We start from the raw sequence: 11,989 nt of genomic DNA, 5'->3' as shown, positions 1-11,989 counted from the left end.
GTGGCCCCTGCCGGGGGCTCCGCGGGTTCGGCGGGCGGATCTTGTCGCTGACGCGGCTGAGCATTCGGCTTTGCTGGAGGCGTTTGAGGCGCGGGCCCGGCGGGGAGTCAGGCGCCGGCGAAGTGTTCGCGGGCCAGGGATTCCACCACGGCCAGATCCCCCGCGATCAACGCCTCCAGCAAAGCCGAATGCTCAGCCGCGTCAGCGACAAGATCCGCCCGCCGAACCCGCGGAGCCCCCGGCAGGGGCCACTGCGCCCGCCGGTGCAGCTCCTCCGCCACCTGCACCAGCTGCCCGTTGCCCCCCAGCCCGAGCACCGCCCGGTGAAACGCCCGGTCCGCCTCCGCGTACCCCGGCACATCCCCCGCGGCAGCAGCCGCGGCCGTGGCCGCCGCCTCCGCCCGCAGCCCCTCCCAGGCCGCCGCCGGCACGGTACGGGCCAGCCGCAGCATCACCGGCACCTCCAGCAGCGCCCGCACCTCCGCCAGCTCCGCCCGCTCCCGCGGCGTCCGCGACAGCACCCGGAAGCCCCGGTTCGGCAGGCACTCCACCGCCCCCTCCGCCGCCAGCTGCTGCATCGCCTCGCGCACCGGCGTCGCCGAGACCCCGAACCGCTCCCCCAGCGCCGGCCCGGAGTAGATCTCCCCCGGGACGAGCTCCCCGTCCACCAGCGCCGCCCGCAGGGCATCGAGCACCTGCCCGCGCACCGAATGCCGCAGCACCTTGCGCTGTTTCTGTGCCGGTACCCGGGCGTGGGCCGTCTCGTGCACTCGGTCCTCCTCCGGGTCCTGACCTGTCCCGAGAATAGGTGACGCACCCCCCGGCACCGAGGGGTGCGTTCCGCCACCGATCAGGTAAGGTAAGGCTTACCTGTCAACGATCGTGTGATTCGGTGGTCCGTCATGCCCGCGTCGACCCTCCCGGCCGTCACCTCCGCCCCGCCCGGCTCAGCGGTGGCGCAGGCGTACGCCCGGCTGGCCGACGCGTACGCCGGACTGCGCGTCGTCGAGCGGTCCGCGGACGAACCCTCCCCTCGCGGTGTGGGGTGGGTCGGCGCGGACGAGCTGGCGGCGGGCGGCCCCGCCCTGGACGCCTTCCTCGCCTGGGACAACGCCCAGGTCCTGAGGGATTACGGCACCCAGGGCCGGCCCGACGTGATCGCCACCTTCGGCCTGCACCGGTACGCGTGGCCCGCCTGCCTGCTGATCACGCTCCCCTGGTTCCTGGACCGGCGGGTCCCCCTGCTCCCCGTGGAGCGGGTGGCCTTCCACCGGACCCAGGGCCGGATGTCCGTCCACATCGAGGGCTTCGCCTGCCTGCCGGACGATCCGGCGGCCGTCCTCCCCGGGGCCCGTGTCGTGCCCGACGAGGAGGCGCTGCGCGGTGAGGTGCGGGCTGCGGTGGCCCAGCACCTCGGCCCGGTGCTGGAAGGTTTCGCCCCGCGCATGCGGCGGGGCCGGCGCGCCCTGTGGGGCATGGTCGCCGACGAGGTGGTCGAAAGCCTCTGGTACGTCGGCCAGCTGCTCGGCGAGGAGCAGCGTACCCGGGAGGAGCTGGAGGCACTGCTGCCGGGCTCGACGGCCCCGTACACCGGGGGCGCCGGTTTCCGTACCCTCACGGCCCCCGACGGCGCCGCCCTGCCCACACGGGACCGGGCCAGCTGCTGCTTCTTCTACACCATCCGGCCGGACGACACCTGTGTGACCTGTCCCCGCACCTGCGACGCCGACCGGGTCGCCCGGCTCACGGCCGAGGCCGCCTGACCCCACCCGTCACGGTGACCCCACTCGAACACAACCGCGCCTGAACGGGTGCCAGTTCGAGCAACAACACCCTATCCGGCGGGCCCCGCCCCCCGATGGCGTCCACTTGCCCCGAAACCCGCGTGCACGGCACCCCGGCTGCGCCACTATGGCGCCCGGAAACCGGAAAGCCGCACGACCGCATACGCGAGGCAAGGGACATCCGCATGAGACTGACCGACATCTCGCTGGACTGGCTGCTGCCCGGCAGCCTGCTGATCCTGGGCGTACTTGCGGCGGTTGCGGTACTGGCCCGGGGCCGGCGGGAGAGCGAGAAGGCGGCGGCCGACGACAGCTGGGAGCGCAGCGAGGAGCGGCGGCGGCGCAAGGAGGCGGTCTACGGAACGGCCTCCTACGTCCTGCTCTTCTGCTGTGCGGCGGTGGCCGCCGCACTCTCCTTCCACGGGCTGGTCGGCTTCGGCCGGCAGAACCTCAACCTCTCCGGGGGCTGGGAGTACCTGGTGCCGTTCGGCCTGGACGGCGCGGCCATGTTCTGCTCGGTGCTCGCCGTGCGCGAGGCCAGCCACGGTGACGCGGCCCTCGGCTCGCGCATGCTGGTGTGGCTGTTCGCGGGCGCGGCCGCCTGGTTCAACTGGGTGCACGCGCCGCGCGGCCTCGGCCACGACGGGGCCCCGCAGTTCTTCGCCGGGATGTCGCTCTCGGCGGCGGTGCTCTTCGACCGCGCCCTCAAGCAGACGCGCCGCGCGGCGCTGCGCGAACAGGGCCTGATCCCGCGGCCGTTGCCGCAGATCCGGATGGTCCGCTGGCTGCGGGCCCCCCGGGAGACCTTCGGCGCCTGGTCGCTCATGCTGCTGGAGGGGGTACGCACCCTCGACGAGGCCGTGGACGAGGTGCGCGAGGACAAGAAGGAGCGGGAGCAGGACCGGCACCGCAGGCGGGAGCAGCACCGTCTGGACCGGGCGCGCATCAGGGCGCTCGGCCGCCAGCACCGGGCGTTCGGGCGGTCACGCGGCCGCCAGGTCGATCTGCCGGAGCTGACCCAGGGAGCGGGCTCCGCGCCGGTCGGCGCGGAGCCGGCCATACCGGAAGCGGGACAGCTGCCCCTGCGGCGCCGGCCCTCCCTCCAGGCCGTCAACCCGTCCGACTCCCTTGACGTGACCGGCCCCCGGACGGTGGACCTCACCGCCGAGGACGACACCCAGACCATTCCCCGGCTGGATTCACTGGAGCGCAAACTGAAGGATCTGGAGCAGCAGTTCGGCTGATCTCCCCCGATGAGGGGAACCCGGAGGGCCCGTCCGATCAGGCGGGCCCTCCGTCGTACGCGCTCACACGCTCACGCGGTCATACGCTCTCGCGGCCCGCGTCGATCTCGAACCACACCACCTTGCCGCTGCCGAGGGCCAGGGCGTCGACGCCCCAGTCGTCGGCGAGCGCCTGGACGAGAATGAGGCCCCGGCCGTGCGTACCGTCGTCGGCGGTCGGTACGTACGGCCGGGGCCGGCGTGCGGCGTAGTCCCGGACCTCCACCCGTAAGCGGGTGGCGGTGAGACTGGCCGACACCTCGGCTCCCCGGTCGGTATGGACGAGGGCGTTGGTGACGATCTCGGTGATCAGCAACTCGGCCGCCTCGGCGGCATCGGACCGGCAGCGCTGGCGCATCAACTCCCGTAACGCGCGCCGCACTTCGGACACGGCTTTCAGGTCGGCCCGCCGTACGCTCCGATGGATCCGCAGCGTCTCGGCCGATACCGCGCCGTCCGCGCCGGAGGGTTCGCGTGGTACCGGCGTCCCCCTTTTCCACAGCTTCCCCGTCTTCGCCCCCACCCGCACGGCGATGTCCCTCCGGTGTGCACGCTCTCGAACAGGTCTACGGGATGCATGCCCTCCGGGGGGATCCGCACTCCTTCGGCCTCAGGGGCGGGGAACGTTGCGGAGGTTGGATCGAGCCATCTGGATCATCCGGCCCACCCCGCCGTCGAGCACGATCTTGCTGGCGGACAGTGCGAATCCGGTCACCATCTCGGCGCTGATTTTCGGCGGAATGGACAAGGCGTCGGGGTCGGTGACGATATCCACCAGAGCCGGTCCGGGGTGCCGGAACGCCTCCTTCAAAGCCCCGGTGAGCTGCTTGGGCTTCTCCACGCGCACCCCGTACGCGCCCGCCGCGCGGGCGATCGCCGCGAAGTCCGGGTTCGTGTTGTGCGTGCCGTAGGAGGGGAGGCCGGAAACCATCATCTCCAACTCGACCATTCCGAGGGAGGAGTTGTTGAAGAGGACCACTTTGACGGGTAGGTCGTACTGCACCAGGGTGAGGAAATCTCCCATCAGCATGGAGAAACCGCCGTCGCCGGACATCGACACCACTTGACGTCCGCGATCGGTGAACTGCGCGCCGATGGCCTGCGGGAGGGCGTTGGCCATGGAGCCATGGCTGAACGAGCCGATGATGCGGCGTCTGCCGTTCGGGGAAAGATAGCGCGCGGCCCAGACATTGCACATGCCGGTGTCGACGGTGAACACCGCGTCATCGTCAGCGAGTTCGTCGAGTACGGCGGCCACGTACTCGGGATGGATCGGCGTGCGCTTCTCCACCTTGCGGGTGTACGCCTTGACCACCCCTTCGAGGGCGTCGGCGTGCTTCTTGAGCATCCGGTCGAGGAAACGGCGGTCGGACTTCACCCGCACGCGCGCGTTCAGGGCCCGCAGGGTCTCCCGTACGTCACCCCAGACGGCCAGGTCCAACTGCGAGCGGCGGCCCAGGTGTTCGGGGCGGATGTCCACCTGGACGATCTTCACGTCGTCGGGGAGGAAGGCGTTGTAGGGGAAGTCCGTGCCGAGCAGGATCAGCAGATCGCACTCGTGGGTGGCCTCGTAGGCGGCGCCGTACCCGAGCAGCCCACTCATGCCGACGTCGTAAGGATTGTCGTACTGAATCCACTCCTTCCCTCGCAGGGCGTGCCCGACGGGCGCCTTGACGCGGCCGGCGAACTCCATGACCTCGGCGTGCGCGCCGGCCGTGCCGCTGCCGCAGAACAGGGTGACCCGGTCGGCCTCGTCCACGAGCCGGACCAGCTTCTCGATCTCGCCGTCACCGGGCCGCACGGTCGGCCGCGAGGTGACCAGAGCGTGTTCCACGGCCTTCTCGGGCGCCGGCTTGGCGGCGATGTCCCCGGGCAGCGCCACCACGCTGACGCCGCTGCGGCCGATGGCGTGCTGGACGGCCGTCTGGAGCAGCCGGGGCATCTGGGCCGGGTTGGAGATCAGCTCGCTGTAGTGGCTGCACTCGCGGAAGAGCCGGTCGGGGTGGGTCTCCTGGAAGTAGGCGAGGCCGATCTCGCTGGAGGGGATCTGCGAGGCCAGGGCGAGGACGGGGGCCATGGAGCGCTGGGCGTCGTACAGCCCGTTGATCAGGTGCAGGTTCCCCGGGCCGCAGGAGCCGGCGCAGGCGGCGAGCCGTCCGGTGATCTGGGCCTCGGCGCCCGCGGCGAAGGCGGCCGTCTCCTCGTGGCGGACCTGGATCCAGTCGATGCCGTCGGTGCGGCGGATCGCGTCGACCACCGGGTTGAGGCTGTCGCCGACCACTCCGTACATCCGGCGGACCCCGGCGCGTACCAGGATGTCGACGAACTGCTCCGCCACGTTCTGCTTGGCCATGAGGGGGCACCTTTCCCGGGCTCCGGTCGGTCCGGTTCTCCGCCGCGTGCCCCTCCATCCAGCCATGCATGCGCCGCTCACGCCTCCCAGACGGCGGCGGCCGTGCGGTCGTCGGCGTAGCCCTTGAGGCGAAGCTGGGTGTCGGCGAGGAAGGCGGGCAGGCCCGGCGGCTCGGCCTCCGCCCAGCGGGCGGCGAGCTCGGCGGGCAGCGCGGGCTCCTCCCGCATCGGGACGGCGAGCCCGCCGGAACACAGCAGCAGGGTGTCGCCCGTACGGGCCACGGAGGCGCGGAAGCGGAAGGCGGGGTCGGGGGTGTCCCGGGGCGGCGGTGTGCCGTCCTCCAGGTCCTGCCACTGGCCCGCGCGCAGCCGGAACAGCCCGCCCGCGCCGGCGCCGAAGCACACCCGGGTGGGGCATTCGGGGTCGACGGGGAGCAGCAGCCCGCGCAGACCGGCGGTGTACTCCGCCTCCGCGAGCCCGAGCTCGGCGGCGCGGGCCCGCAGTCGGCCGTAGCCGCGGTCGGTGAGGCGCTGGAGGCCGGAGCGGAGCGCGTCGCGGCGGCCGGCGCGGATGTCCTCGGCGAGCCGCGCCTGACTGCGGCCGACGGCCGCGGCGACGGTACGGCACAGTTCGGCGGCGGCCTCGGCCGCGCCGGGCGCGGCGCGGCCGCCGCCGGCGAGCGCGACGAGCACGAGCCCGTCGTCCCCGCCGCCGAACCGGGCGGTGAGCAGAAAGTCCCGCCGGACCTCGCCGCGGTAGCGCGCGGAATCCCCGCGGACGGAGGCGGCCCGGAGGGTGTACCGCCCGTGGCGCCCCCCTTCGAGCACGGTATCGGGCACCAGCGCATGGACCCCACCGGGATCGGCGAGCGGCAGGACCCCCGGCTCGGCGGCATAGGTGGGCGCCCGATCCCCCAGATACCCCACGCCGGGCCGCACCCGCGGCATACGCGCGACCGGCTCATCATCCGGCACGGGCGGCACATCGACCCCACCGAGCGCGTAACCGGTCAGGCCACCGGCCCGGGGATCGGGCGGACGCGGGGGGCGGACGGGGACGGGGGGCGCGGAGGCCGCCGTGGGGGCGGGGGGCGGCTGCGGGGGTGCTTGGGCGGGCTCGCGGGCGGCGGGCGCGCTGGTCAGCGGCAGCGAACCGGGCATGCCCCCGCCCGCCTCCGCGGAGGACGGCGCCCTCAGGGGGGACGCCTGCGGGGCGTCTGCGCCCGGTGCGTTGACCGACGGCGGCGAACCCGGCATCCTGCCCACCGCGTCCGCCGGGGGCGTCGACCGCACGGGGGTCGCTTGCACACCGGGTACACCAGGTGTACCGGCCGACAACGGCGAACCGGGCATCCCCCCGCCCGCCTCCGCCGGGGAGGCCGACCGCACGGCGGGCTCCTGCGCGGCGGGTGCGTCGGGTCCGTGGGCCGATGGCGGCAAACCCGTCACCCCACCGCCTGCCTCCGACCGCACGGGGGTCGCCTGCGTGGTGGGCGGGACGGGCGCGGCGGGCGGCGGCGAAGCCGGCACCGGACCGACCCCCTCCGTGGAAAAGGGTGCCCGCGCAGTGGGTACACCGGGTGTGTCGGCCGGCGAGGGCGAGCCCGGCATCCTCCCCACCGCATCCGCCGAGGAGGCCGACCCGGCCGAGACCTCGGCCGGCGCCTGCGCGGCGGGCGGAACGGGAGCACTGGACGGCAGCGGCGGAATCGGCGCCCCCTCGCCCGCCCAAGCCCGCCGGGCAGGCGGCACGGGCGCGGCGGCAGGCGGTGCCGGCACGTGCCGCTCATCGGACACCCCGACAACGGCGGGCGGTACCGGCGGAGGGGCATGCGTACCTTCGGCCGAGGCCCGTCCACCGGACGGGACGGGCGCCCCGTGCGACGGCGGAACTTGGCCGTCGAAGGGCGGCCCCGGCGGTACCGGCGGCACAGGAGGCACCGCCCCCGGCTCCTGACGAGGCGTTGCAGCGAACCTCGGCGGTACCGGGACGGTGGCCGCCTGCGCGGGCGCAGGAACGGTCGCCCCACCGGCGGCGAACGGTGACCCGTACCCTTCACCGCGCACCGGCACACCCGGATACCCCGGCGTCCCCGACGGCAGCGGCGGAACACCCACCCCACCGGAGCCGTCCCGAGGACCCGGAACCACAGGTGCCCCATCCGGCCCAGCCTCAGCAGCCGCACCTCCCGACGCCGGCCCCCCAACGGGCGGCGAGGCTGGTCGCCTCGGAGCCGCACCCGGACCGTCCTGCGAGGGGACACCCAGGCCGGACGCCGGCCCCGGCGGCCCGTCCGACGAAGCCACGGAAGCCCCGTCGCCCGACGGGCGGCGGGCCGCATCCGTCACGGGTGAACCGTCCTGCGGCTCGGCGCGCGGCCCAACCGGCGTGCCACCCAACTCGACCGCATGCGGCGGCTGCTCCGCAGGAGCCCCGTCCACCGGCCGGGAGCCAGGAGGAGCCATCGGGCGGGGGGCGTGCAGGCCGGGCACCGGTGCCGAAGGGTTGCCGGGCCGGCCCGGCAGTGGCGGCGGCGCGGGCGGGGCGACCGGCGGGCCGGCCGACTCGGCCGCGTGCGGCGGCGGTCCCTCCGCAGGAGTCCCCTCCGCCGCTGAGCGGCCAGGGGAAGCGGCCGGGTTGCGGGGCATACCCACCACGCGCGGAGCGTCCTGCCAGGGGGCGCCCGGGGCCTCCGGCGACGCAGCGCCCACCGCAGGCGGCGACGCCGGGCGGCTCGGGGCCGCGTCCGGCAAGGGCGGGTCGGCGGCTGGCGGCGGCGGCACCGCGGCAGGAGCCTCCGGCGACGGGCCCGCAGGCCGCGACGGGCCCGCAGCTTGCGACGGGCTCGCTGCCCGGGGCGGCACCGCGACAGGGGCCTCCGGCGACGGGCCCGCAGGCTGCAACGGGCCGGCAGCCTGCCACGAGCCGGCTGCCCGGGGCGGCACCGCCGAGGGCGTCTCCCGCGACGGCCCCACCGCACTGGCGGGCTGCGCCCCGGAAGGGGAATCCGGCGGGGGCGACGGCTCGCGGGCCGTGACGCCCGCCGCCGAGCGGAAGCGGTTCTCCAGGGTGTCGCCCGGATCGGGATCCGGAGGACCGGCCGGGCTGCCCGGCTCCGGGTCCTCGTACAGCTTCTGCCACCAGTCGTCCGCGCCCCGCTGACTCATGCCCTCATTCTCGGCCCCCGGTGCGCACCGAAAACGCCGAATGCGCGAAAAGGCCCCTCCGGACCGCCGCCCGCCGGAACACTTCCGCCCCGCCCCACCCGCAGGAACCAGCGGACCCCGCAAACCCGTTCCGGCCCGCCCCCGCCAACTCCCCCGCCGGACAGGACCCGGCCCCCGATACCGGACGCAGCCCTCCCCCCGCCCGAATTCCGGCCAACCCCCGCATTGCCCGTCAACCCCGCGCAAGTCCCACACCACCAGCGGCGGTTGACCCCACCCCCACCGCCCGCACCATGGCAAGGACCCCCGACCAGCGGCGATGATGGCCGCGGCGGGTTCGCGCCGTGGCCGTTTTCCGCCGGGCGCCGCGTCGTAAGCGTGCCGGAGGGTGTCGAAAGGTGGTGGGCGGGTTGCTGGGTGCCATAGGGCTGGACGAGGGCCAGGAGTCGGCGTACCGGGCGCTGGTCGCGCTGGGTGCCGCCGAGGTGCCCGACCTCGCGCACCGGCTGACCCTGCCGGTACCGCAGACCGAACGCACCCTGCGCCACCTGGAGCGCCACGGCCTCGCCGCCCGCTCCTCGGCCCGGCCGGGCCGGTGGGTGGCGGCCCCGCCGGGGGTCGCGCTGGAGGCCCTGCTCACCCGGCAGCGCCAGGAACTGGAACGGGCCGAGCTGGCCGCCGCCCGGCTGGCGCAGGAGTACCGCGCGGAGGCGGCCGAGCCCGCGGTGCACGACCTCGTCGAGGTGGTGCAGGGCGCGAGCGCGGTGGCGCACCGCTTCCACCAGCTCCGGCTGGCCGCCCGCCACGAGGTCTGCGCGCTGCTCACGGAACCGCCCCAGCCCCCACCCGGCCACCCGGAGGAGCCCCCGCCCCGCGACGTCGACCACCGCGTGGTCATCCAGCGGGACGCGCTGACCCTGCCGAACGGGATCCAGGAGGCGTCCACGGCACTGGCGCGCGGAGTGCACGTACGGGTGACCGCGCGGGTCCCGGCCAAGCTGCTGATCGCGGACCGCACCCTGGCGATGGTCCCGCTCACGCCGCCCGGCGCGGAGCCGACCGCACTGGTGGTGCACGCCTCCGGGCTGCTGGATTCCCTGGCGGGCCTGTTCGAGGCGGTATGGCGGGAGTCGCTGCCGCTGTGCCTGGGGACGTCGGGCGCGGCGGAGGAGACCGAGGGCACCCCCGACGCCACGGACCTGGAGGTCCTTTCCCTGCTCCTGGCAGGCATGACGGACGCGAGCGTGGCCAAGCACCTGGATCTGGGCCTACGGACGGTACAGCGCCGGGTCAAGGGCCTGATGGAGGCGGCGGGCGTCACAACCCGCCTCCAGCTGGGCTGGCACGCGTACGAGCGCGGCTGGGTGACCCGGTAGCCGCTTGCGCCGGCCGCATGTACGGGCGCGGGGGCCGGGTGGCCCCGTAGCCCCTGGTCAGGCACGCTGGGCGGGTGGACGTGCCGCAGCTCCTCCTGGTGGGTCTGGTGCTGTCGCTCGGGCTGGTCGGCGTACTGATTCCCGGCGTGCCCGGGACCCTGCTGGTGTGGGCGGGGCTGCTGTGGTGGGCGCTGCACGAGCGCTCGGCGCCCGCGTGGACCCTGCTGGTGGCCGCGACCGCGCTGTTGCTGGTGGTGCAGGTGGTGAAGTGGCAGCTGCCGCCCCGCCGGGCGCGGGGACTGCCCGTCACGGCACGCACGGGCGTGTTCGCGGGCGCGGGCGCGCTGCTGGGCTTCGTACTCCTCCCCGTACTGGGGGCCGTACCGGGCTTCGTGGGCGGCATCTACCTCTGCGAGCGCCTGCGCCTCGGCACCCACGGCGAAGCCTGGGCCTCGACGCGGGCGGTGATGCGGGCGGCGGGGACGAGCGTGCTGGTGGAGCTGTTCGCGTGCCTGCTGGTGGTGGGGGCGTGGGTGGGAGTGGTGGCGGCCGCCGACTAGGCCGTCCGTCCCCTCGGGATGCTGCCGGGTGAGCCCGCGTCTTCCGCTGCCGTGCGCCGGACGACGCCGCGAGGCGGGAACCCGGCCGGCGCAGGCCCGAGCGAGCAGAACCCGCGGGCGACCGGCCCCGGGCGACGAGGACCCACCCGCCCCCGAAACAAGATCATCTCGTATGCAGAATGACCCGTATGACCGTGACGAACACCCCGAAGCCGGCAACGCTCGACGACACCCGACTGGTCAGCCACACCCTGGCCGCGGCCTTCGACGACGACCCGATGATGCGCTGGTTCTTCCCCGACGCGGCCACCCGCGAGGCGGGCCTGCGCCGGTACTTCACCACCCTGTTCACCCGCCAGTACGTCCACCACGGCGTCTGCGAGCGCACCGGCGCGGCGACCGCCTTCTGGGTGTCGCCGGAGGGCCACGACAAGGCCGTGCCCGACGCCGAAACCGTCCGCGAGCTCCAGGACATCCTCGGGGACCGGGCCGAACTGTTCCGCGCGGCGGTGGAGGAGGCCGCCAAGCACGCGCCGGGCGAGCCGCACTGGTACCTGGCGGTCATAGGCGCCGACCCGGCCGCCCGCGGCCAGGGCCACGGCGCGGCCCTGCTGCGCTCGGGCCTGGCCCAGGCGGACGCGGCGGGCCTGCCGGTCTACCTGGAATCCTCCAAGCCCGACAACCTCCCCTTCTACGAGCACTTCGGCTTCACCCTCCTCGGCGAGGCCGCCCTCCCGGGCGGCGGCCCGGCGATCTGGGCGATGCGCCGAGCACCGCAGCCGGCGGCGTCCTGACCCCCTCCCCTCCCGGGAGGCGCGTCCTCCGGGACGGCCGCGGACGTGCCGCTCCTGGCGGTCGCGGGCTCGGGCGAGCCCGTACCCCGCTGCGGGACATGGGCACGCCCCTGCCCAGTTCCGCCGCGCGGCCGCCCCTTCCGTACGGACGGGCGGGCGGCGCAGGCCGTTGCGCACGGGCGCCCGCGAACTCCGCCGCACCGTGGCCCCGTTCGGGACCGGGGCGGCGGGGGAAGAGCCTCGGCCCACTGGCGGAACTCCTCCCCGAGCCCCAACGCGGTTCTCACCTCGGACGCCGTGAACGCCTCGCGGATGCCCCGGCTCCAGCGCGCCAACTTTCCCCGCAGCCCCTGTCGGGCCTCGGGGCCGTGGCCGACCACACCGAGCAACTGCTCGCGGAGGTCGGCCTCCGCCGCGGCGAGGGCGGCCGACAGGCGAGCTCTGGCCGACAGGCACGCCCACGCGCCCGACGGCCCCGGCACATGCGGCCCCGCCCGGCAGGGCCGCTCCGGCCGATGGCCCGGCTCGGCCGCCGCCCCCCGGTCGGCGGCCCAGCCGGGCCCTCCGCCCGGCGGGCCCCCCCCCGCCCGCCCGCGCCGGACCGGAGACCACCACCGCGAAAAACAATCAACAACCCCCAAAAAAAGAAATGACGGGTTGGGGTGTGATATG

Annotated in this window: 9 protein-coding genes; 5 read left to right on the top strand and 4 right to left on the bottom strand. The window is 74.9% G+C overall.

The annotated features are described in order from the left end of the window. Positions 1–107: 107 nt before the first annotated feature. Positions 108–770, bottom strand: a complete 663-nt coding sequence (locus tag ABZ873_RS32550; protein WP_360879931.1) for a GntR family transcriptional regulator — start codon at positions 768–770, stop codon at positions 108–110. A gap of 132 nt (positions 771–902) precedes the next feature. Between ABZ873_RS32550 and ABZ873_RS32545 the strand changes: the two genes are divergently transcribed. Both ABZ873_RS32545 and ABZ873_RS32540 read left to right on the top strand, forming a co-directional pair. Further along, positions 903–1,763: a (2Fe-2S)-binding protein gene (locus ABZ873_RS32545; RefSeq protein ID WP_360879928.1), complete on the top strand. Its 861-nt coding sequence runs from the start codon at positions 903–905 to the stop codon at positions 1,761–1,763. 206 nt (positions 1,764–1,969) lie between these two features. Then, the gene (locus ABZ873_RS32540) at positions 1,970–3,028 is read left to right on the top strand and encodes a DUF2637 domain-containing protein (RefSeq protein ID WP_360879925.1); all 1,059 of its coding nucleotides are present in this window, start codon (positions 1,970–1,972) and stop codon (positions 3,026–3,028) included. 79 nt (positions 3,029–3,107) lie between these two features. On the opposite strand, the gene ABZ873_RS32535 is transcribed toward ABZ873_RS32540, so the two are convergent. The 3 genes from ABZ873_RS32535 to ABZ873_RS32525 all read right to left on the bottom strand — a co-directional run bounded on the left by ABZ873_RS32535 (position 3,108) and on the right by ABZ873_RS32525 (position 6,259). Next, positions 3,108–3,500 (bottom strand): ATP-binding protein, encoded by a 393-nt coding sequence (locus ABZ873_RS32535; RefSeq protein WP_360879934.1) that lies wholly within the window; start codon positions 3,498–3,500, stop codon positions 3,108–3,110. 177 nt (positions 3,501–3,677) lie between these two features. Continuing rightward, entirely contained in the window at positions 3,678–5,420 is a 1,743-nt protein-coding gene (locus ABZ873_RS32530; protein ID WP_360879922.1) for a pyruvate dehydrogenase, read from the bottom strand. 77 nt (positions 5,421–5,497) lie between these two features. Then, positions 5,498–6,259, bottom strand: a complete 762-nt coding sequence (locus tag ABZ873_RS32525; protein ID WP_360879919.1) for a protein phosphatase 2C domain-containing protein — start codon at positions 6,257–6,259, stop codon at positions 5,498–5,500. A 2,738-nt stretch (positions 6,260–8,997) separates the two neighbouring features. On the opposite strand from ABZ873_RS32525, the gene ABZ873_RS32520 reads away from it, so the two are divergent. The 3 genes from ABZ873_RS32520 to ABZ873_RS32510 all read left to right on the top strand — a co-directional run bounded on the left by ABZ873_RS32520 (position 8,998) and on the right by ABZ873_RS32510 (position 11,317). Continuing rightward, entirely contained in the window at positions 8,998–9,963 is a 966-nt protein-coding gene (locus ABZ873_RS32520) for a helix-turn-helix domain-containing protein (protein WP_360879916.1), read from the top strand. Between the two features lie 74 nt (positions 9,964–10,037). Then, positions 10,038–10,523 (top strand): DUF456 domain-containing protein, encoded by a 486-nt coding sequence (locus ABZ873_RS32515; protein WP_360879913.1) that lies wholly within the window; start codon positions 10,038–10,040, stop codon positions 10,521–10,523. 179 nt (positions 10,524–10,702) lie between these two features. After that, positions 10,703–11,317, top strand: coding sequence for a GNAT family N-acetyltransferase (locus ABZ873_RS32510; RefSeq protein WP_360879910.1), 615 nt, complete (start codon positions 10,703–10,705; stop codon positions 11,315–11,317). Positions 11,318–11,989 lie beyond the last annotated feature (672 nt).

Origin of the sequence: Streptomyces sp. NPDC047014, assembly GCF_040644195.1 — a bacterium.
Lineage (GTDB): Bacteria > Actinomycetota > Actinomycetes > Streptomycetales > Streptomycetaceae > Streptomyces.
This window is presented reverse-complemented; position numbering and strand designations above follow the sequence as displayed.